General features: G+C 39.9%; 17 protein-coding genes and 2 pseudogenes. 14 read left to right on the forward strand and 5 right to left on the reverse strand.

Features of this window, described 5'->3' with window-relative positions; genetic code table 11:
* On the forward strand, window positions 1-1,368 hold a 1,368-nt coding region (locus tag DW103_RS16200; RefSeq protein WP_147381229.1), incomplete at its 5' end, for a TlpA disulfide reductase family protein.
* 163 nt (window positions 1,369-1,531) lie between these two features.
* Window positions 1,532-3,724, forward strand: coding sequence for a TlpA disulfide reductase family protein (locus tag DW103_RS16205; RefSeq protein ID WP_122278024.1), 2,193 nt, complete (start codon window positions 1,532-1,534; stop codon window positions 3,722-3,724).
* 83 nt (window positions 3,725-3,807) lie between these two features.
* Here the strand turns inward: DW103_RS16205 and DW103_RS16210 are convergent, their stop codons facing one another.
* On the reverse strand, window positions 3,808-4,806 hold the full coding sequence (locus tag DW103_RS16210; protein ID WP_122278061.1) for a class II fructose-bisphosphate aldolase: 999 nt from the start codon (window positions 4,804-4,806) through the stop codon (window positions 3,808-3,810).
* A 222-nt stretch (window positions 4,807-5,028) separates the two neighbouring features.
* On the opposite strand from DW103_RS16210, the gene DW103_RS16215 reads away from it, so the two are divergent.
* From DW103_RS16215 to rodA, 9 genes and pseudogenes are all read left to right on the forward strand, one after another.
* Window positions 5,029-5,283, forward strand: coding sequence for a type B 50S ribosomal protein L31 (locus DW103_RS16215; RefSeq protein WP_122278026.1), 255 nt, complete (start codon window positions 5,029-5,031; stop codon window positions 5,281-5,283).
* Between the two features lie 189 nt (window positions 5,284-5,472).
* Entirely contained in the window at window positions 5,473-6,570 is a 1,098-nt protein-coding gene (locus DW103_RS16220) for a phosphotransferase enzyme family protein (protein ID WP_122278029.1), read from the forward strand.
* A gap of 399 nt (window positions 6,571-6,969) precedes the next feature.
* On the forward strand, window positions 6,970-7,149 hold the full coding sequence (locus tag DW103_RS16225) for a hypothetical protein (protein ID WP_122278031.1): 180 nt from the start codon (window positions 6,970-6,972) through the stop codon (window positions 7,147-7,149).
* Between the two features lie 134 nt (window positions 7,150-7,283).
* A pseudogene (locus DW103_RS16230) lies at window positions 7,284-7,877 on the forward strand (bifunctional phosphoribosylaminoimidazolecarboxamide formyltransferase/IMP cyclohydrolase PurH); the annotation flags it as partial.
* A 113-nt stretch (window positions 7,878-7,990) separates the two neighbouring features.
* A complete protein-coding gene (locus DW103_RS16235) occupies window positions 7,991-9,010 on the forward strand; it encodes a rod shape-determining protein (protein ID WP_122278035.1) in 1,020 nt (339 codons plus the stop codon).
* A 98-nt stretch (window positions 9,011-9,108) separates the two neighbouring features.
* Window positions 9,109-9,966: a rod shape-determining protein MreC gene (gene mreC / locus DW103_RS16240; protein ID WP_122278037.1), complete on the forward strand. Its 858-nt coding sequence runs from the start codon at window positions 9,109-9,111 to the stop codon at window positions 9,964-9,966.
* Window positions 9,959-10,477, forward strand: coding sequence for a rod shape-determining protein MreD (gene mreD, locus DW103_RS16245; protein WP_122278039.1), 519 nt, complete (start codon window positions 9,959-9,961; stop codon window positions 10,475-10,477). Before mreC ends, mreD begins: the two co-directional genes overlap by 8 nt.
* A complete protein-coding gene (gene mrdA / locus DW103_RS16250; protein ID WP_122278041.1) occupies window positions 10,467-12,341 on the forward strand; it encodes a penicillin-binding protein 2 in 1,875 nt (624 codons plus the stop codon). Before mreD ends, mrdA begins: the two co-directional genes overlap by 11 nt.
* Window positions 12,331-13,776: a rod shape-determining protein RodA gene (rodA, locus tag DW103_RS16255; protein WP_122278043.1), complete on the forward strand. Its 1,446-nt coding sequence runs from the start codon at window positions 12,331-12,333 to the stop codon at window positions 13,774-13,776. The genes mrdA and rodA overlap by 11 nt, the downstream gene beginning before the upstream one ends.
* Here the strand turns inward: rodA and gldH are convergent.
* The 3 genes from gldH to DW103_RS16270 all read right to left on the reverse strand — a co-directional run bounded on the left by gldH (window position 13,736) and on the right by DW103_RS16270 (window position 17,022).
* Window positions 13,736-14,314 (reverse strand): gliding motility lipoprotein GldH, encoded by a 579-nt coding sequence (gldH, locus tag DW103_RS16260; protein ID WP_122278045.1) that lies wholly within the window; start codon window positions 14,312-14,314, stop codon window positions 13,736-13,738. The genes rodA and gldH overlap by 41 nt on opposite strands.
* Window positions 14,244-15,665 (reverse strand): regulatory iron-sulfur-containing complex subunit RicT, encoded by a 1,422-nt coding sequence (locus DW103_RS16265; protein ID WP_122278047.1) that lies wholly within the window; start codon window positions 15,663-15,665, stop codon window positions 14,244-14,246. Before DW103_RS16265 ends, gldH begins: the two co-directional genes overlap by 71 nt.
* Window positions 15,666-15,834: 169 nt before the next feature.
* Window positions 15,835-17,022, reverse strand: coding sequence for a pyridoxal phosphate-dependent aminotransferase family protein (locus tag DW103_RS16270; RefSeq protein WP_122278049.1), 1,188 nt, complete (start codon window positions 17,020-17,022; stop codon window positions 15,835-15,837).
* Window positions 17,023-17,216: 194 nt separating this feature from the next.
* On the opposite strand from DW103_RS16270, the gene DW103_RS16275 reads away from it, so the two are divergent.
* Window positions 17,217-18,188: a diacylglycerol kinase family protein gene (locus tag DW103_RS16275; protein ID WP_122278051.1), complete on the forward strand. Its 972-nt coding sequence runs from the start codon at window positions 17,217-17,219 to the stop codon at window positions 18,186-18,188.
* Here the strand turns inward: DW103_RS16275 and DW103_RS16280 are convergent.
* Window positions 18,173-18,886, reverse strand: a complete 714-nt coding sequence (locus DW103_RS16280) for a tRNA1(Val) (adenine(37)-N6)-methyltransferase (RefSeq protein ID WP_122278053.1) — start codon at window positions 18,884-18,886, stop codon at window positions 18,173-18,175. The two genes, DW103_RS16275 and DW103_RS16280, sit on opposite strands and share 16 nt — an antisense overlap.
* 99 nt (window positions 18,887-18,985) lie before the next feature.
* Between DW103_RS16280 and lon the strand changes: the two genes are divergently transcribed.
* Both lon and DW103_RS18515 read left to right on the forward strand, forming a co-directional pair.
* The gene (lon, locus tag DW103_RS16285) at window positions 18,986-21,448 is read left to right on the forward strand and encodes an endopeptidase La (protein ID WP_122278055.1); all 2,463 of its coding nucleotides are present in this window, start codon (window positions 18,986-18,988) and stop codon (window positions 21,446-21,448) included.
* Window positions 21,449-21,603: 155 nt separating this feature from the next.
* Window positions 21,604-21,787, forward strand: a pseudogene (locus tag DW103_RS18515) (DDE transposase); the annotation flags it as partial.

Genomic DNA, 21,787 nt, shown 5'->3' on the forward strand with positions numbered 1-21,787 from the left:
AGAGATGATTACCCCACTGTCGTGACTATTCATCCGGACGGGCGTTTCGACTGTAAATTGCTATTGAGACATCCGGTTTCATTATCTATGTATATTTGTAATGGCAGAATCCCTTTTTATCTGGAACCCGGACAAAAACTTACTGTGTTTGTCGATTATGAGAGTTTGACGGATTATGTGCGTACTTGGGATAATGCAACATTCGTAAAAGATTTATGTTACATGGGGGAATCGGCTTCTATTTGCCGGGGGATTGCTAAGACACAGAATTTATTCGAACACGATAATGAGGTTCGAAATGACCAGAAAAAACTGACTCCCGAACAATATAGTCAAAAAAGAAGTCCTGTCCTTGCCGAATGGAAAAATATAGCGGACTCTATTATCCGGGCAGATAATTATTCACCCAAAGCTGCCCGTATGCTCCGTAATTCGGCTCTCTTGCGACATGCAGGGAATATGCTTGATTTTTTGGGAATGCGTAAATATGAGGCTATGGTAGATACCGCGAATCAAGTACTGAAAGTAAAGGAGGACGATTCTTATTATGATTTTTTGAAACAAATGCCTTTGGACGATTATACATTGTTGGCATGTGGGCAGTTTGGTACTTTCATTAACAGATTCGAATATATGGACCTTCTTTCTCCTCGTAGCTTGGTTGTTGTAAGGGAGAATGTAGACCGGGCTGGTTTGATGTTGAAAAAAAATGAACAGGCTGCCAATCTGTTGAAGAAGTTTTTGGGAACAGATAAAATCCCGTTTGCTTTACAAATTGCGCAAGTAAGAAGTTTAAATTACCAAATGTCGTTCTTAGAAGAGGAGGAGTTGTCTAAACGATTCATCGAAGGTTTAAAAGCAAATCTTTCTATTCCGTTTTTGAGTGAAGAATGCGATAATATGTATAACAAGATTTATGCCGATAAAAGCGGAAGTTTCATATTGCCTGAAGGAAAGGGAAAAGAAATCTTTACTAAAATCGCGGATAAATATAAAGGAAAATACCTGATGGTCGACTTTTGGGCTACCACTTGCGGACCTTGCCGGGGAGGTATTGAAGAGTCTGCGGAGTTACGTAAAAAGTACAGGGACCATAAAGATATTGATTTTATCTTTATCACCAGTGAAGAAGAGTCGCCGGAGCGGGATTATGTGAAATACGTAGAAGAAAATTTGAAAGATGAAGATTGCTACCGTATTCCTGCAAGCGACTATCATTATTTGAGAGAGCTGTTCCATTTCAACGGAATTCCCCATTATGTAACACTGAATAGGGAAGGACGTGTTTTGAGAGAAAGTTTGTCGTATTTTAGTTTTGAATATGGCTTACTCCAGCTATTGGAGAAAGAACAAGAAAATAAAGAATAACCTATAGGAGATGGGATATATGAATGAAAAAGGGAAATGTCCGTTAGCGGCGTTCCCTTTTTTATTTCTTGACGGGAGATATTAAAGAATAAAAATAGAGTAAAACCTTGTTTATTCGGGTTTTAAATATACATTTGTAGTCATAAGTTTAAAAATCAATATTATGAAATATACCACAATCGGACTTCTCCTATTCTTGCTACAAAGCCTTTGTGCTCAAACGGTTATTGAGAACCCCTCCTACAAGACACGTGCAAGTAGTATTTTGACCATCACAAAGATTGAACGGACAAAAGAAGCGACAAACTTGCATGTCCATGCTGTCTTTCATCCCCATTGGTGGATATCCATTGGTTCGGACCTTTATATAGAAGATGTGGCGACCGGAAATAAATATTATTCGGACCGTATGATAGGAATGGAATTTGGTAAAGAAACGTATTTCCCGGATTCGGGGGAGATGGACTTTGTGATGGTTTATCCGCCACTTCCTTCCACTACTACTTGTATCAATTGGATTGATCCGGGCTGCGATTGGAAGACTTTCGAAATATCATTGGTTCCGGATAAATCTAAAAGCATAAAGAATTTGGATGGAATACGAGGAAATTGGATAACACAGGATGGCAATAATGAGTGGATAGTCGGACTCTACGACTCTCTGGTTATTTATCAAAACGATTTATGGACATATAAAGAGATTCAAAAGAAAGGGAAACGTTATTTAGTAACATTGGAAAATAAAACCGGAACCAGCCAATTGACATTTAATCCTCAGAAAGACGGACTTTGCCGGATTTCATCTCAAAATCTTGATATTCTGTGTGGGAAAGGACCGAACAATCAATTAAAGCCAACTCCCTCTGATGAAGATTTTACCGATTTCTTTCGCTCGGATACAGCTTATATACAGGGTTACTTGAGAGGATATGATTCGAGGCTTGGCTTTTCAACCGGAATGGTTTATTTGGGAAACGAGGCTACAAGGGAAGATTTTCCTACTGTTATCGCAATTCACCCGGACGGACGTTTCGATTGTAAATTGGCGTTGAAACATCCGGTTTCATTATATATGTATATCAACAACATCCGGATTCCATTTTATCTGGAACCCGGACAAAAGCTGACTGTTTATCTCGATTACGAAAGTATGCTGGATTATTATCGCGGACATGACTATTCCGCCCTGATTAAAGGTATTTGTTATATGGGAGAATCTGCCTCTATTTGCCGGGGAGATAGTAAGACACGAGAGCTGTTCGAATACGATTATGAAGTCCGCAATGACCAGAAAAAACTGACTCCCGAGCAATACCGTCAAAAAAGAAGTCCCATTCTTTCCAAATGGAAAAATATGGCGGATTCTATTATTGCAGCAGACAATTATTCACCTAAAGCTGCCCGTATGCTCCGTAATTCGGCTTTAATGGAATATGCCGTTAATATGTTTGATTTTACAGATATGCGTTGGTATATGTCTCTGGAAGATACGACTAATCAGGTGCTGAAAATAGAGGAAGACGACTCTTATTATGATTTTTTGAAAGAAATGCCTCTGGATGATTATACCCTGATGGCTTGTAATCGTTTCAGTACATTCATTAACAGGTTTGAATATATGAAATTCTTTTCTTCTCGTGGTTATAAAAGGGTTGTAGAGAGTGATACGGATCGGGTTAGTTCGATATTGAATGAAAACGAACAGGCTGTCAATCGTTTGAAGGAGTTTCTGCCAACAGATAAAATTCCGTTTGCTTTACAGATTGCGCAGGTGAGAAGTTCAAACTATCGGATGTCGTCGTTAAGAGATGAAAGTTTATCCAAACGATTCATCGAAAGTGTAAAAGCAAATCTATCTATACCATTTCTAAGTGAAGAATGTGATTATATGTACGACAAGATTTATTCCGATAAAAGCGGAAGTTTTTTATTATCCGAGGGAAGGGGGAAAGAAATCTTTACTAAAATAGCAGATAAATATAAAGGAAAATACCTGATGGTCGACTTTTGGGCTACTACTTGTGCACCTTGCCGGGGAGGTATTGAAAGGTCTGCCGAATTACGTAAAAAATACAGGAACCATAAAGATATTGATTTTATCTTTATCACCAGTGATGACGAATCGCCTGAGCAGGATTATGTGAAATACGTGGAGGCAAATTTGAAAGATGAAGATTGCTACCGTATTCCCGCAAGCGACTATCATTATTTGAGAGAACTGTTCCATTTCAACGGAATTCCTCATTATGAAACTCTGAACAGGGAAGGACGTGTCTTGAGAGAAAGTTTGTTGTACGAGAATTTTGAATATGGCTTACTCCGGCTATTTGAGAAAGAGCAGGAAAATGAAGAATAACCTTGTAGGAGATGAGATTGTATGAATGAAAAAGGGAACGTTCTGTGACGAGCGTTCCCTTTTTATCGTTAAATCCTTTTGGATTAAAGTTTGTCGTTAGAACCTAATACGTTGATAATTTTGTGCTTGTACAGCTTTTCCATATTATCACGAGCCGGACCTAAATATTTACGTGGGTCGAATTCTGCCGGTTTTTCAGCGAAAGTCTTACGGATTGCAGCAGTCATAGCCAGACGAGAGTCTGAGTCGATGTTGATTTTGCAAACGGCAGACTTGGCAGCCTTACGCAATTCTTCTTCAGGAATTCCGATAGCGGCTTTCAGTGCACCACCATATTTGTTGATAGTTTCAACTTCTTCTTCAGGAACAGAAGAAGAACCGTGCAGTACGATAGGGAATCCCGGAAGTTTTTCCATTACAGCATCCAATACGTTGAATGCGAGAGGAGGAGGTACCATCTTACCGGTTTTTTCGTCGATGTGGCACTGTTCCGGAGTGAATTTGTATGCACCGTGAGAAGTACCGATTGAAATAGCCAAAGAATCACAACCTGTACGATGAGCAAAATCAATCACTTCTTCAGGGTCTGTATAAGTGTGATGGTCGGAAGAAACTTCGTCTTCAACGCCTGCCAACACACCAAGTTCGCCTTCAACAGTTACATCGAACTGATGAGCGTAATCTACGACTTTCTTAGTCAATGCTACGTTTTCTTCATACGGAAGATGAGAACCGTCAATCATGACAGAAGAAAAACCTGAATCGATACAGCTTTTGCAAGTTTCGAAAGTATCACCATGGTCCAGGTGAAGAACAATCTGAGGATTCGGGCAACCCAATTCCTTTGCATATTCTACAGCACCCTGTGCCATATAACGAAGTAAAGTAGCATTTGCATACTGGCGAGCACCTTTGGATACCTGCAGGATAACCGGAGACTTTGTTTCTACAGCAGCCTTGATGATAGCCTGCATCTGTTCCATGTTATTGAAGTTAAAAGCAGGAATTGCATATCCGCCTTTGATGGCCTTTGCAAACATCTCACGTGTGTTTACCAGACCTAAATCTTTGTAATTTACCATTGTTGTATTTGTTATTACGTTAATGATTAAAAATTTGCCACAAAGATAATAACTATCCGCTAACATGATGCTTTGTAGCATATAAAATAACACAAAAGTGGCACGTACGGAAAAAATAGTTGGAAAATCTTTGTTAGTTTGATGCAAATCCATACCTTTGCAAGCCAATTTACCGGTTACCAAACTAATAAATAGAATTTAAACTAATAAGATAAGAAAGCAATGAAAAAAGGAATTCATCCTGAGAACTATCGTCCTGTAGTATTCAAGGACATGTCGAACGAAGATACGTTTATCACTCGTTCCACTATCAATGCAAAAGAAACTATCGTTATCGATGGTGTTGAATATCCATTGGTAAAGGTCGAAATTTCTAACACTTCTCACCCGTTCTATACAGGTAAGTCTAAACTCGTTGACACTGCAGGACGTGTTGATAAGTTCATGAGCCGCTACGGTAACCGCAACAAAAAGTAATTGGCAATGTTTAGTTGACAATTGAAAAGCTATAAAAAAAGGCTGTCCTTTAAGGAGGATGGCCTTTTTTTGTGCCCGGACATCCTGTAAGCTATTGGAGAAATAAGATGTTGCGAACTATTTTTTTAATACAAAGATATTCCTATTTTTGCATAGTTAATTTATAAATTGTCAAATAAACTAAGTACCATGACAAAAACGAAAGAACAATTATTAGACATTCTCAGCCGGTTTCAACTGGAAGAAAAAGTAGTTTCCGCCGAACCTTTCGGAAACGGACACATTAACGATACGCTAAAAGTAACGAACGAAAAAGGCGAAATCAAATATGTGCTGCAACGCATCAATCACCTGATATTTACCAATGTGGATATGTTGCAGAATAACATTCATATCGTCACTTCACACATCCGGAAAAAACTGGAAGAAAAAGGCGAAACAGATATTGACCGCAAGGTACTGACTTTTTTGCCAACGAAGGATGGTAAACTGTATTATTTTGATGGCGACAGCTATTGGCGTGTATGTTTATTCATTCCCAATAGTATAAGCTATGAAGAAGTAAATCCCGAGTTGTCTTATGAAGCGGGAAAGGCTTTCGGTGATTTCCAGTCCATGTTGGCGGATATTCCCGAAGGGCAGTTGGGCGAAACAATACCGAATTTCCATAATATGGAATTTCGCCTCCAGCAGTTCCATGAAGCTCTTCAGGCCAATGCCGCCGGCCGTCTGGACGAAGTGAAAGAACTTGTCGATGAGATTGAGAAACGTGCTGAAGCCATGTGTATTCAGGAACGTCTCTACCGCGAAGGCAAATTGAAAAAACGGACGAACCACTGCGATACGAAAGTTAACAATATGATGTTCGATACGGAAACCAATAAAGTGCTTTGTGTTATTGATTTGGACACAGTAATGCCCGGTTTTGTCCTTTCCGATATCGGTGACTTTATCCGTACGGGTGCCAATACGGGTGCTGAGGATGATGAGAATCTGGATAATGTAAATGTCAACATGGATATTTTCAAAGCCTATACCCGTGGATATATGGAGAAAGCAAAATCGTTCTTGACTCCTACGGAAATCCGTTTGCTTCCTTATGGTGGCCGTTTGCTGACTTATATGCAGACTGTGCGTTTCCTGACGGACTATATCAATGGTGATACTTATTATAAAATACACAGTCCCAAACACAACCTTATCCGTACAAAAGCTCAGTTCAAGTTGTTGCAAAGCCTTGAAGAACACGCTGCCGAGATGGATGCTTTCATGAGCGAGTGGTTGTAAGACCGGATTCGGATATTGATGAGGTAAAAGTCGCTTTTTCTCCTATGTAAAAGAGAAAAAGCGGCTTTCCTTTTTGTGAAAAAGATACTACCTGTCGTAAGATTCCTGCTTTGTAAATTTACTTTCCACAATTTTTGAATATAAAAAACATAATTGTTGAAAGTAAAAATAACAATTGTGCTTTTTACTTTCAATAATTGTAGAAAGAATAATATGAGAAACGGATTCTGCCTTTCTAAAGGACATCCGGAATGGGATGGAAGGCACTTGCAAAGATAGTTTAGACATGCTCCCACTCCTAATATTCTACCTGAATTTATTTGAGTTTCTGCGGATATGGAACAAATGTCTGCTTTTATTTGTTGAATCATTGTATGAATCACTAAAAACACAAATAATATGGCTGGAATAATGAAAACATTATGGGATGAGAGTTCGGAGCTTGAAAATGAGACTCTCTCAACACGTTCCGTATTGACGGATGACTATACATCCAACGATGTTCAGAAACTGAAAGATACGGTGGAAGATGAAAAAGAAAATGAGGACATTATCGACGATACGATAGAAGAATTATGACCGGAGTGTGTCGGGATTTGTGACCTCTTTATCGGGAAGCCGAAAGTAGGGAAATATTTTCGTACATTAATATGTATCATTGAAAATATTTCCCTACTTTTGTGCTCTAAAACATTAAAACAAACCGAACAAAGATGGCTGCAACAAAACGTATTAAACGTGCATTGGTATCTGTATACCATAAAGATGGATTAGACGAAATATTAAAGAAGCTCCACCGTGAAGGTGTCAGTTTTGTGTCAACTGGTGGAACTCAGAAGTTTATAGAAGAACTAGGTCTTCCTTGTGATGCTGTTGAAGATTTGACCGGTTATCCTTCCATTTTGGGAGGCCGTGTTAAAACGCTTCATCCGAAGGTATTCGGCGGTATTCTGACTCGTCGTGACAATGAAGGCGATCAGGTTCAGATTGCTCAATATGAAATTCCTGAAATAGATTTAGTAATTGTCGACCTGTATCCTTTTGAGGAAACAGTTGCTTCCGGTGCGGAAGAACAGGCGATTATCGAAAAGATAGATATAGGTGGTATCTCCCTTATCCGTGCCTCAGCTAAGAACTTTAAAGATGTGGTGATTGTCGCATCTAAATCTCAGTATCAGCCGTTTATGAAGTTGCTGAATGAGAAAGGTGCAGAAACGACAATCGAGGAACGTAAATGGTTTGCAAAAGAAGCATTTGCCGTTTCTTCCGGTTATGATACTGCAATCTTTAACTACTTTGATGGCCGTTAAGGTCCGTCATTTTAAACATTAATTGTTAATTATGGATGATGAATGATGAATGACGGGAATTTGCATCTTTGGGTTCATCATTCATAATCCTCAATTCAGAATTCAAAAGAATGGGATTATTTTCTTTCACACAAGAACTGGCAATGGACTTGGGAACGGCCAATACCATTATAACTTGCAATGATAAGATGGTAGTGGACGAGCCTTCGGTTATCGCGCTCGATGCCCGCTCCGAGAAGGTGTTGGCGGTAGGAAGCCAAGCCCGCGAAATGTACGAAAAGACGAATCCGAATATTCGTACGGTGCGTCCGCTTCGCGAAGGAGTTATTGCAGATTTCTATGCGGCCGAACAGATGATGCGTGGGTTGATTAAAATGGCTAGCGGACGGAAACGCTGGTTTGCCCCTTCGCTTCGAATGGTTATCGGCATTCCGTCGGGAAGTACGGAAGTGGAAATTCGTGCAGTACGTGACTCCGCTGAACATGCCGGCGGTCGCGAAGTCTATATGGTTTTCGAACCGATGGCTGCTGCTATCGGAGTCGGAATGGATGTGTTGGCTCCTGAAGGAAACATGATTGTGGATATCGGTGGGGGAACAACTGAAATTGCCGTGATTTCATTAGGAGGGATTGTTTCCAATAAGTCTATAAAAATGGCCGGTGACGACCTTACAAATGATATCGTGGAATATATGCGCCGTCAACATAATATTCGTGTCAGCGAACGTATGGCTGAGCGTATTAAAATAAATGTGGGTTCTGCATTAAGTATTTTGGATGAAGCTCCTGAAGATTTTGAGGTCTGTGGCCCGAATCAAATGACTGCACTCCCGATGAAAGTGCCGGTTTCTTATCAGGAAGTTGCGCATTGCCTGGATAAATCTATTTCGAAGATTGAAGCTGCCGTATTGAGTGCACTGGAGCAAACGCCTCCCGAATTATATGCTGATATCGTGAAGAACGGTATTTACCTGGCTGGTGGCGGGGCTTTATTGCGTGGTATAGACAAACGTCTCAAGGATAAAATGGGTATTGACTTCCGTGTGGCTGACGATCCCTTACACGCTGTAGCCAGAGGTACCGGAATTGCTTTGAAGAATATCGATAAATTTAATTTCCTGATACGATAAGAATATGCGAATGTGTCAACCTGTAAATGTGCCATTTGAGAGTGGGGACATTTGTAGGTTGACATATTGGTATATGGAATAATTGTCATATTATTTATATGCGAAAGCTCCTTGATTTTTTAATCAGAAAGAGACATTGGTTCTTATTCATTTTGCTGGAAATCATTTCGTTCACTCTGATTTATCGTAATAGTGCGTATCAGAGGAACATCATGTTCAGTTCGGCAAATGTAATAACGGGGCATATCGCATCTGTTTCGGGGGCTGTAACCTCTTATCTGAATCTTCGGGATATAAACAAGGAGTTGCTTGAGCGTAACGGACAGCTTGAAATGGAACTGTTGAAGTTACAGGATCAGTTGGATATGATGCGGGCGGATACTGTAAGCTTTGTCGGATTCGTTCCGGATTCCACGGATGAAGGTTTTTCGTATAGTTTTGTTATGGCGGATGTCGTGAACAACAGTGTTTCGCATTTGTCCAATTATATCACGATAAATAAAGGGCGTAAGGATGGAATTGCACCGGATATGGGAGTTGTTTCCGAACGGGGAGTGGTAGGGATTGTTTCGACTGTTTCCGATTGTTTCTCTGTTATTATTCCTCTTCTGAATCCTAAATTCAGATTAAGTTGCAAGTTGCTCGGAAGTAATTTTTTCGGTTCGTTAAGTTGGAATGGGCGAAATGCCCGGTATGCCCGATTGGACGGACTTCCGCGTCATGTGGAATTTCAGAAAGGAGATACGATTGTGACGAGTGGTTATTCTGCCGTATTTCCGGCAGGCATAATCGTCGGTACAGTGGTGGATTTCGAGAAGCAGAACGATGATAATTTCTATTCGTTGGAGGTGGAACTGGCTACGGATTTTTATACATTGAATAATGTGCGTGTGATTCGTAATTACCGGCAAGCGGAACAATTAAGTACGGAGCGGGAGGCGAAGAAAAATGATTAACAACATACTGCGTGGTATCATTTATTTTGTGGTATTGGTATTGGTGCAAGTCCTGATACTGAATAATATTCATTTTTTGCGTATTGCCACTCCTTTCCTGTATCTGTATTTTATAATAAAGATACCGGTAGGAACATCACAAACGAATGTGCTCTTTTTTTCGTTTCTGATAGGGCTGGTTATCGATACTTTTTCCAATACGCCCGGAATGCATGCCGCAGCTTGTACGTTGGCCGGTTTTACCCGTCAGTCGCTGATAAACTTTTTTGAAGGTAAAGATTTGCCGGATGGCATTTTCCCTTCTTTCCGGACATTTGGCTATGGAGGTTTTTTCAGGTATGTGATATCGTTCGTGTTTATACACCATGTGGCACTTTTTTTGATAGAATCTCTTACGTTTTTCGATCCGTTGTTTTTGGCTATCCGGATTGGAGCCAGTGTGATAACGACGGTTTTGTTGATTTGTACAGTTGAAGCATTTAATATAGAACCCCAGAAAAGTGGAGATTAATGCAAAGTATGCACTTGAGAACAGGCGCTATGTGATAGGTGGTGCTGTAGTCCTGTTGGTTCTCGTCTTTATTGCTCGTTTATTCTTCCTTCAGGTAATGAATAATGACTATAAAGCATGGGCTGATAGTAATGCGTTTTTTAAAAAGACATTGATTCCTTCACGTGGCATTATTTATGACCGTACCGGTAGATTACTTGTTTACAACCAGCCGGCTTACGAAGTAATGTTGATTATGCGTGAAATTCAACCATTTGATACACTTGATTTTTGTAATATTCTTGGGATAACCCGTGAGCGATTTGTGGAACGTATTGCCGAGATTAAAAACCGTAAACTTAATCCGGGCTATTCTTCTTATGTCCCACAAGTGTTTATGAATCATCTTTCCGCGCAGGAATGCGGGGTGTTGCAGGAGAAGCTGTATAAATTCCCCGGTTTTTATCTCCAGAATCGGACTAATCGAGAATATAAATATCCCTACGGAGCGCATTTATTGGGTAATGTAGGTGAAGTGAACCGGAGTGATATGGAAAAAGACCCTTATTATTTGCAGGGTGACTATTCCGGTCGTTCGGGAGTGGAGCTTTCGTATGAAAAAGAATTACGGGGGGTAAAAGGGGTGGAAATTTTACTTCGTGATGCTCATGGACGTATAAAGGGACGTTATGAAGATGGAGCACATGATATAGCACCGGTGTCCGGCAAAAACCTAACACTTTCGATTGATATGGAATTGCAGGCTTTGGGGGAAAAGTTGATGAGGAATAAGCGGGGGAGTATTGTCATGATAGAACCGGAAACGGGTGAAGTATTGTGTATGGTATCTTCTCCTTCCTATGACCCCAGTTTATTGGTAGGACGTCTGCGGGGAAAGAGCCATAGAATGTTGGAGAAAAATTCGGATACGCCTTTGCTGAACCGGGCAATTATGGGGTATTATCCACCCGGTTCGACTTTCAAACCTACACAAGCCCTAACATTCTTGCAAGAAGGAGTTATCACAACGGAGACGATGTATACGTGTGCGCATGGATATACGTTTCGAGGAGGAAAGCCGGCCTGTCACGGTCATATTTCACCTTTAAATGTGACTTATGCATTGGCTACATCTTGTAATTCCTATTTTTGTTGGGGGTTACATGATATGCTGGACAGCCGTCGCCGGTATCCGACTGTGCAGAATGCGCTTGAAACATGGAAAAATTATCTGGTATCGATGGGATATGGGTATAAGTTGGGCATAGATTTGCCGGGGGAGAAAAGAGGGTTTATACCGAATAGCATGTATTATGATAAATATTACGGTAAACGCTGGAATTCCAGTACGGTTATTTCGATAGCAATCGGGCAAGGGGAGGTCTTGGCTACTCCGTTGCAAATTTGTAATTTGGCGGCTACGATTGCGAACCGGGGGTATTTTATTACCCCTCATGTTGTAAAGGAAATTCAGGATACGCCGTTGGATACACTTTATACCAATAAACGTTATCCGATGGTGGAACGGAAAAATTATGAAATCGTGGCGAATGGTATGCGAGATGCGGTTTTGGGCGGAACTTGTACAAAGGCAGCTATTCCCGGAATAGAAGTTTGTGGTAAAACAGGTACGGCAGAGAATCCGCATGGAAAGGATCATTCTGCTTTTATTGGTTTTGCTCCTTATCAGAATCCAAAGGTAGCCATCTGTGTCTATGTGGAAAATGGCGGTTTTGGTTCTGTCTACGGTGTACCTATCGGAAAGTTGATGATGGAGAAATATCTGAAAGGAGAAATCTCGGAAGAGGACAAGGCTTTGGAAGAGGCTATGTCGAATGCGGTTATAACCTCTAATATTTTATCATTACCCGATCGTGAGTTATAGGAAGACTGAAATATGGAAGACGGTAGACTGGATTACCATTTTGTTGTATCTTATCTTGGTGGTTGCCGGTTGGTTCAGCATATGCGGGGCCAGTTACGAATTCGATAATGTGGGGTTGTTCGATCCTTCTGGTCGTCCCGGTTCACAGTTGATTTGGATGGGGCTGTCGGTAGGTCTGATATTCGTAATCCTGATGTTGGAGAGTGATTTCTTCGATGTTTTTGCTTATTTGATTTATGTAGGAGTAATCGTATTATTGGTCGTGACTATTTTTCTGGCACCCAATATTAAAGGCTCCCACTCTTGGCTTGTGTTAGGGCCTATTCGGTTGCAACCGGCTGAATTTGCTAAATTTGCGACTGCTTTGGCTGTTGCGAAGTTGATAAACACGTATGGATTTAAACTGACTACAATCAGGAATTTTGTATTGACGTTGGCGTTAATATTTCTTCCCATGGTCTGTATTTTGTTGCAGAAAGAAACAGGATCAGCATTGGTCTATCTGGCTTTTTTCCTGATGCTTTACCGGGAAGGTATGTCCGGATATATACTGTTATCGGGAGTTTGTGCCGTGATTTTCTTTGTTGTGGGAATGAAATATTCGGAAGTTATTGTGGGAACGACAGCTTTGGGGGAAATGCTTGTTTCTTCCCTGATACTTCTTATCACTATGATATTGGTTCTTGTAGAAAAGAAAAATATACGTGCTGTTCTATTTATGATAGTAAGTACAATAACGGCTTATTTAGGTGGATACATAACATCTTTGTTTATGCCGGTAGATTATTCTTGGATAGCAATAGGCTTGATTTTCTGGGTTTCTTTCTATTTGATATTCTTATCTGTTCGAAACTGGGTTTGGCATTATGTGATGATTGCTGTGTTTTCTTTAGTATCCTTGGCTTTTATGTTTTCGGTAGATTATGTTTTTAATGATATCTTAGAGCCTCACCAGCAAGTGCGTATCAAGGTTTCATTAGGTCTGGAAGATGATCCGAGTGGAGCCGGCTACAACGTGAATCAGTCCAAGATTGCAATTGGTTCCGGCGGACTGACTGGCAAAGGTTTTCTGAACGGGACTCAGACAAAACTGAAATATGTGCCGGAGCAAGATACTGATTTTATTTTTTGTACGGTAGGAGAGGAACAGGGGTTTATCGGTTCATCTGTCGTGCTTATATTATTTGCTATACTTATTTTGCGGCTAATTGCATTATCGGAGCGGCAATCCTCCACATTCAACCGGGTATATGGCTATAGTGTAGCATCGATTTTTTTCTTTCATTTAGCCATTAATATCGGTATGGTTATAGGAGTGACACCCGTTATCGGCATTCCGTTACCATTTTTCAGTTACGGGGGATCCTCCTTATGGGGATTTACGATTTTGCTTTTTATTTTTCTACGTTTGGATGCTTCGCGGCGGGAACGTTAGGTACATCTGTTTTCGTAGAGGTTTTTTCAATCCGGAATCCAATTTCCTGAATACCTTTTAGTCCATTGTCGCGCATACCTTGCCGGAAGCTGAATGTATATTGGCCCGCATATGGGAACTTATATTGGGAACGGATAGGAAAACTTGATTGATAGAGTGATATGCCATGACCGTACCATTTTCCGTAATCATCAGCAAGCATACATTCTACGGTATCACGTTTGAGCGGACCGACCGGCAATTCTTCGCTGCAAAATACCCATAAGTTTTGATAAGGATATAAATTGTTGTTGCGGACTTCAAGAAATAGATTATAGGGTATCGATATGTCTTCCACTTGAAAAGTGAAATAATATTCCTTATTCTTCTCCCACAAAGTATTGTCGATAGCTTGGTATTGTTCGTACAAAGCTGTTTTTTCGCAGGAGAAGAACAAGAAAGACGCAAATGCTGCAATGATAATACCTTTAAGCTTCTGGCTTTGCGTCCGGCTTATTTTCCGGCTTAGCAGGTTTAGCTTGTTGTTGAGGTTTGTCATTATTCGTTTGCTTATCGTTATTTGACTTGTTTGTCCGTTGTTTGTTCCGGTTGTTTTCACGGCTCCGGTTGTTCCGGTTATTGTTGTTACGATTACCGGTATTGCCGTTTTCTTTTCCGGAATTATTATTCTCATCGTTTCCGTTCCCTTTTTCTTTATTGGACGGGCGTTTATTGATTTGTTTATTGTTTCCGGCTTCGCTGTTTGGAGTTACATCTTTTGGTAAATTATTACCTCCGTTTTCGCTGTTGCCGTTATTATTTCGCTTTTTCTTCTTTTTCTTTACGGAGTCAAAACGAGTCACACTTTCCTGGCCTAAAATGTCCTGAGCATCGCGTTTGGGCGGCTGAGGTTTGGTATCAGCTTCAAGTGTAACAGGTTTCATCCCTTTTTTATTCATGTTGATAACGTCGAAAGCACGGCTAGCCGGTATTGTGACCAGATTGGCAGCAAACGATTTGTCTGTAGAGTAAGTGATTTCCCGTTTAAAAATGTCTGTTTTAAAATGATAGTATGTATTATCTTTGGTTTCCAGCACAACTTCACGGGAAGGCAAACGTTTTTGTGCTTCAACATAGGCATCCACCTCATAGTTGATACAACATTTTAGCTTTGCACATTGGCCGGCCAGTTTCTGAGGATTCATAGAAATATCCTGATAACGGGCAGCTCCGGTTGCGACAGAGACGAAGCTGGTCATCCAACTTGAACAACAGAGCTCGCGCCCACAGGGACCGATACCTCCTATACGTCCGGCTTCTTGACGGGCGCCAATTTGTTTCATTTCGATTCTGACATGGAAGGCTTCTGCTAAAACTTTGATTAATTGACGAAAGTCAACGCGTTCGTCAGCAATATAATAGAAGATAGCTTTATTCCCGTCCCCTTGATATTCTACATCGCCGATTTTCATATTTAATCCGAGATCTGCAGCAATCTGACGCGAACGAATCATCGTAGAATGTTCTTTTGCTTTTGCTTCTTCGTATTTTTCTAAATCGGTTGGCTTTGCTTTGCGGTACACTTTTTTTGGCTCATTTCCTTCACCTGTACGAATATTATTTTTCTTCATTTGAAGAATGACTAATTTTCCTGTCAGGGTGACGGTTCCAATATCATGTCCCGGACTTGCTTCCACGGCTACTATATCTCCTTTTTCCAAAGGGATTTTAGCGCTATTCAGGTAATATCCTTTTCGAGTGTTTTTAAATTGAACTTCAACATAATCGGTTGCATTTGCCGCATCAGGCACATCGCAAAGCCAATCATAGGTATTCAGTTTATTATTTTGTATCTTGCTGCATCCTTTTTTTCCCATGCAGCAACTTCCTGTATTTAATTTAAAATCCATTATTTGGTAATATATATTTGTTGTATGTACAATTACGCAAAAATAGTCAAATATTTGGTTCGTAACAAATACTGGCGAATTATATCGAAAGAAGTGAGACGTTTGTTCGTGGATAAAAAAAGGATGAACAATCCTGCCCATCCTTTTTTTTATTAATTATGAAGTGTTTCTATTTCACTAAGTTGTGATTTCTGAAAACTTTGTGTATTGCTTCCAGAGCGTAGTCCAATTGTTCTTTTGTGTGAGTAGCCATTAATGAAAAACGAATCAATGTGTCTTCAGAGGCTACAGCCGGAGCGACAACCGGATTAACGAAAATCCCGGCTTCAAACAATTCCTTAACAATCAGGAATGTCAAATCATTATCACGGATAAACAGTGGAATGATAGGTGTTGAAGTATGTCCGATTTCGCAACCCATATTACGGAAACCATCTAAAGCATAATGAGTTAAATCCCATAAATGTTGGATACGTTCCGGTTCACTCAACATGATATCAAGTGCAGCGTTTGCGGCGGCTGTTGCTGCCGGAGTATTACTTGCGCTGAAGATATAAGAACGGGAATGATGGCGTAGATAATTGATGATAGATTCATCGGCAGCAATAAATCCTCCGATTGATGCAAATGATTTACTGAAAGTTCCCATAATCAGGTCGACATCATTGGCTACACCGAAATGATTACAAGTACCGCGTCCATGGTCTCCAAATACACCCAAACCGTGTGCTTCGTCAACCATTACGCTAGCATTGTATTTTTTAGCTAAAGCAACGATTTCCGGTAATTTGGCTACATCGCCTTCCATACTGAATACACCGTCGGTAACAATTAGCTTGACTTTGTCCGGTTCACATTTCTGGAGTTGTTTCTCCAGCGAATCCATATCGTTATGCTTATATTTTAATTTTGTGGAGAATGAAAGGCGGTGACCTTCGATAATGGAAGCATGGTCCAGTTCGTCCCAAATGATATAGTCTTCACGTCCTGTCATACAGGATACGACTCCTAAATTCACTTGAAAGCCTGTTGAATAGACAATGGCATCTTCTTTTCCGACAAATTCGGCCAAACGCTTTTCCAATTGGATATGTAGGTCTAATGTTCCGTTAAGGAAACGTGAACCGGCACATCCTGTACCATACTTTTTTATGGCTTCGATAGCTGCTTCTTTTACTTTCGGGTGGTTTGTCAGTCCTAAATAGGCATTAGAACCGAACATCAGAACTTTTTTACCACTAATCATTACTTCTGTGTCCTGATCACTTTCAATCATTCTGAAGTAAGGATAAATTCCCGCGGCCATAGCTCGCTGAGGGGCATCGTACTTTGATAGTTTCTCTTGTAAAAGTTTCATATTATTATTAAAGAGAATGATTTTCTCGCTATTTTATTATTCTCAAAAGAATTCAGGTCTGCCGTCTACATAATATTTATGTTTCGCCAAATCCAGCTGCAAAAGTAGTAAAAAAATAACTTATAGTAGACTAAATGCTTTAAAAGTTTCACAAAAGCATTATTTTTGTCCCTTCAAAGTAAGTGATAAATAGAATGAACGAACACAGAATCAATGTACAGGCTATAATTAATCCAATTTCCGGAGTTGGCTCGAAGCGGAAGATACCTAAAATGATAGAACGGGTATTTTCCGGAGATAATTATACGTTGGAAATCTCTTTTACTGAATATCCGGGGCATGCGAGTGAACTAACTTGCCAGGCTATCGAAAAAGGAGTAAAATGTATTATTGCGGTGGGAGGCGACGGTACTGTAAATGAAATAGCTCGTGCCATGATTCATTCTGATGCAGTGTTAGGCATTATTCCCAAAGGTTCTGGTAATGGGCTTGCGCGTGAATTGCATATTCCAATGGATGTCCGCCGGGCATTGGATTTGATAGTGAAAGGACATATATCGACAATTGATTGCTGTAAAGCTAATGGACGCATTTTCTTTTGTACTTGTGGAGTCGGATTTGATGCGGCTGTCAGTCAGAAGTTTGCGGGTGAAAAACGTCGGGGCTCTCTTACTTATATTAAAAATACGGTGGAGGAATATTTAAGTTACCGACCGGAGCCTTATGAATTGCTTATAGATAATCAAACTATTAAAGAAAAAGCCTTTTTGGTAGCTTGTGGCAATGCTTCTCAGTATGGAAACAATGCTTTTATAGCTCCGCATGCAAATATTCAGGATGGAAAGATGGATATTACAATTCTATCGCCTTTTACTCCGTTGGATATAGCTCCTCTTGCTATTCAGTTGTTTACAAAACAGATAGATCGAAATAGTAAAATTAAAACTTTTAAGGGAGAATCTGTTACAATCATTCGGCAGAAACCGGGTGTAATGCATTTGGACGGTGAACCGATTATGGCAGACAGTCGGGTTGAAATATCCATTATTCCAAAGTCGCTTCATGTTTTAACCCCGGAAACAGTATCTTTTACAGAAGAAGTTCAAAATTTATTTGGGGAGGTAAGCCGTTTCTTTGATAAAAAACTACCTTACATTTTTAGATAAAAATTCTGGGTGAGGGCTTTATATTCGTCAGTATATTGATGACGGCTTTTTTCAATTATCAGATTGCTGGTATCTGGTAATAGCATGATTTTGTGTGATAATTCGATGAGCAGGCGTTTGGGGGTTGCTTCAGGTTTGGGGATAACATTCGTTTTTCTGCATGGATATAATTTGTTTTTCAGAGAAATAGTTTGCAAAATGTCCAGTTGTTCGAATGGTAAAACTAGGGCGATACGTCCATCTGCTACTAATAATTGATTGCTATATTTTATAAGATCATTTAGTTGAAGCGTATCTGTATGGCGGGCCATACGGCGTTTTTCTTCCGAACATTTCAGAGAATCAACGAAGTAAGGTGGGTTGGAGACAATTAAATCGTATTTTGAAAGACAGCTACAGGCATATTCGTTGAAAGAAATATGGCTGATATGAATACGGTTGGAGAAAGGAGAGGAGGATACATTTTCCCGTGCTTGTTCACAAGCCTCCTTGTCAATATCGATGGCATCAATTTGGGCATTGCAACGTTGCGCAAGCATAAGTGCTATTAACCCTGTACCCGTACCGATATCCAAAATATGTCTGCAATTCTGAATATTAGCCCAAGCTCCTAAAAGAACTCCATCGGTACCTACTTTCATGGCACATTTATCGTGCCAAACCGTAAATTGTTTGAATTGAAAATAAGGATTCGACATACTTACTAATAATGTATAGTGCAAAAGTACTTATAATTGACTTAAAAGCTGTAACTTTGGCACGTTTATTGTATAAATTGGTACAATTGATGAGAATATATGAAGAGAGATAAAATAACGATGTTTGCGGAAGAGTCGTACAACGATTTGGATGACAATATAGGTATCGTAATGCCGATTTTGACAGAATGTGATGTGGATGAAGACTTTACCGAGGGGGTAGAAAAGATAGGTGATGAAATTCCTGTATTACCGCTTCGTAATATGGTATTATTTCCAGGTGTTGCTATGCCGGTAATGGTAGGGCGGACAAAGTCTATGCGATTAATAAAGGAAGCTTCTCATAAAAGAAGCCTTATTGGTGTTGTATGCCAAAGGGATATGGATACTGAAGACCCGGGCTTTAATGATTTATATACAACCGGAGTAATTGCGGATATTGTTCGTGTATTGGAAATGCCGGATGGTACAACTACTGTTATTTTGCAAGGTAAAAAACGTTTTCAACTGGAGGAACTGACAGATACAGAGCCTTTTCTGGTAGGGAAAATATCTATTTTGGAAGATGTGATGCCGGATAAAAGCGATCGGGAATTCGAAGCTCTGATTTCTACAATAAAAGACTTAACAATCAAAATGTTGAGTGCTAATTCGGAACCTCCTCGTGATTTGATATTTTCAATTAAGAATAATAAGAATATTCTTTATCTGATAAATTTCTCTTGCAGCAATATTCCAAGCGGTTCTGCTGAAAAGCAGGAATTATTGCTGATTGGTGATTTGAAAGATCGAGCTTATCGTTTGTTGTTTATTTTGAATCGTGAATATCAATTGGTGGAATTAAAAGCTTCTATCCAAATGAAAACGCACGAAGATATCAATCAGCAACAGAAGGAATATTTCCTTCAGCAGCAAATAAAAACAATTCAGGAAGAGTTAGGTGGTAATATCAATGAATTAGAAATAAGAGAATTACGGGAAAAGGCCGCTAAGAAAAAGTGGCCGGAAGCTGTTGCTGAAATATTTGAGAAAGAAGTACGTAAATTGGAACGTTTACATCCTCAGTCTCCGGATTTCTCTATCCAGACGCAATATGTGCAGACTATCATTAATTTGCCTTGGAATGAATATAGTAAGGATAATTTTAATTTAGCTCATGCCCAGAAGGTTTTAGACCGGGATCATTTCGGATTGGAAAAGGTCAAAGAACGTATTATTGAGCATTTAGCTGTATTGAAGTTGAAAGGGGATATGAAATCTCCGATTATTTGTCTGTACGGTCCTCCGGGAGTCGGAAAAACTTCATTAGGTAAGTCTATTGCTGAAGCTTTACATCGTAAATATGTCCGGGTTTCATTGGGCGGTTTACATGATGAAGCGGAAATTCGCGGACATCGTCGTACTTATATTGGTGCGATGTCGGGACGTATTATACAAAATTTGCAGAAAGCAGGTACCTCCAATCCGGTTTTTATTCTTGATGAGATAGATAAAGTGACGAATGATTTTAAAGGTGATCCTGCAGCAGCCTTATTGGAAGTGCTTGACCCGGAGCAGAATAACACCTTTCATGATAATTATCTGGATATCGATTATGATTTGAGTAAAGTAATGTTTATTGCAACAGCTAATAATCTGAATACCATTTCTCAGCCGTTATTAGATCGAATGGAACTGATAGAGGTAAGTGGTTATATCATGGAAGAAAAAGTTGAAATTGCAGCTCGTCATTTAGTTCCGAAACAATTGGAAATACATGGTATACCAAAGGGTAAGGTGAAATTTCCGAAAAAAACACTGCAGGCTATTGTTGAGTTCTATACGCGTGAAAGCGGAGTACGTGAATTAGATAAAAAAATCGCGAAAGTCATGCGTCGTTTGGCCCGTAAGATTGCATCGGATGAATCTGTTCCTGCTCAAATTAGACCGGAGGATTTGCATGAATATTTGGGAGCAATAGAATATACACGTGATAAATATCAAGGAAACGAGTATGCCGGAGTTGTAACAGGCTTAGCTTGGACTGCGGTTGGTGGAGAGATTCTGTTTGTTGAATCCAGTTTAAGTAAAGGGAAGGGAGCCAAGCTTACTTTAACAGGTAATCTGGGTGATGTAATGAAAGAATCTGCCATGTTGGCACTTGAATATATTCATGCTCATGCCGCTTTATTCAATATAAATGAAGAATTATTCGAAAATTGGAATGTACATGTTCATGTACCGGAAGGGGCAATTCCGAAAGATGGACCAAGTGCCGGTATTACAATGGTCACTTCTTTAGTTTCTGCTTTTACGCAACGTAAGGTGAAAAAGAATTTGGCGATGACAGGTGAAATAACTTTGCGTGGGAAAGTTCTTCCGGTTGGTGGTATTAAAGAAAAGATTTTAGCTGCCAAGCGTGCCGGTATTAGAGAATTGATTCTTTGCAGGGAGAATCGGAAAGACATCGATGAAATTAAGCCTGAATATTTAAAAGGGCTGATTTTTCATTATGTAGACGACATTCGGCAAGTGGTAGATTTGGCTTTACTGAAAGAAAAAGTGGACAATCCATTGTTTTGAATCTTTATAAAAAGGGACATTCATTAAATAGCCTAAAATCAGCCAACTAATTCATACTTAAAGTATTGCGAATTAGTTGGCTTTTTTGTATCTTTAGGTATTCCCCCGAAAATAAGGTTTGACGGCCAAAACGGGGGAAATATCCAAACTAAGATATGGCTAAGATACGAAATATTTCCGAAATTCACCCAACTTTGGGCTTTACAGAGTTCGATATTCTGGAAAAATATCGCAAAAGTTTTAATGCGAGTGAGCTTGGCAGGCTTCATTCTGTGTTTCCTTTTGACAGTATAGCAAAAGAAGCAGGTCTGTCGGCGCAGCGTCTTGGACGCAAGAACA

The organism is Parabacteroides sp. AM08-6, from assembly GCF_003473295.1.
Classification (GTDB): domain Bacteria; phylum Bacteroidota; class Bacteroidia; order Bacteroidales; family Tannerellaceae; genus Parabacteroides.

What these genes read in the sequence shown, in the direction of transcription:
- DW103_RS16265 (WP_122278047.1), bottom strand. Translation starts at nt 15,665, where the DNA reads ATGGATTTTAAATTAAATACAGGAAGTTGCTGCATGGGAAAAAAAGGA.
- DW103_RS16280 (WP_122278053.1), bottom strand. Translation starts at nt 18,886, where the DNA reads ATGTCGAATCCTTATTTTCAATTCAAACAATTTACGGTTTGGCACGAT.
- DW103_RS16225 (WP_122278031.1), top strand. Translation starts at nt 6,970, where the DNA reads ATGGCTGGAATAATGAAAACATTATGGGATGAGAGTTCGGAGCTTGAA.
- DW103_RS16220 (WP_122278029.1), top strand. Translation starts at nt 5,473, where the DNA reads ATGACAAAAACGAAAGAACAATTATTAGACATTCTCAGCCGGTTTCAA.
- lon (WP_122278055.1), top strand. Translation starts at nt 18,986, where the DNA reads ATGAAGAGAGATAAAATAACGATGTTTGCGGAAGAGTCGTACAACGAT.
- mreC (WP_122278037.1), top strand. Translation starts at nt 9,109, where the DNA reads ATGCGAAAGCTCCTTGATTTTTTAATCAGAAAGAGACATTGGTTCTTA.
- mreD (WP_122278039.1), top strand. Translation starts at nt 9,959, where the DNA reads ATGATTAACAACATACTGCGTGGTATCATTTATTTTGTGGTATTGGTA.
- DW103_RS16275 (WP_122278051.1), top strand. Translation starts at nt 17,217, where the DNA reads ATGAACGAACACAGAATCAATGTACAGGCTATAATTAATCCAATTTCC.
- DW103_RS16210 (WP_122278061.1), bottom strand. Translation starts at nt 4,806, where the DNA reads ATGGTAAATTACAAAGATTTAGGTCTGGTAAACACACGTGAGATGTTT.
- DW103_RS16270 (WP_122278049.1), bottom strand. Translation starts at nt 17,022, where the DNA reads ATGAAACTTTTACAAGAGAAACTATCAAAGTACGATGCCCCTCAGCGA.
- DW103_RS16205 (WP_122278024.1), top strand. Translation starts at nt 1,532, where the DNA reads ATGAAATATACCACAATCGGACTTCTCCTATTCTTGCTACAAAGCCTT.
- DW103_RS16235 (WP_122278035.1), top strand. Translation starts at nt 7,991, where the DNA reads ATGGGATTATTTTCTTTCACACAAGAACTGGCAATGGACTTGGGAACG.
- gldH (WP_122278045.1), bottom strand. Translation starts at nt 14,314, where the DNA reads ATGACAAACCTCAACAACAAGCTAAACCTGCTAAGCCGGAAAATAAGC.
- DW103_RS16215 (WP_122278026.1), top strand. Translation starts at nt 5,029, where the DNA reads ATGAAAAAAGGAATTCATCCTGAGAACTATCGTCCTGTAGTATTCAAG.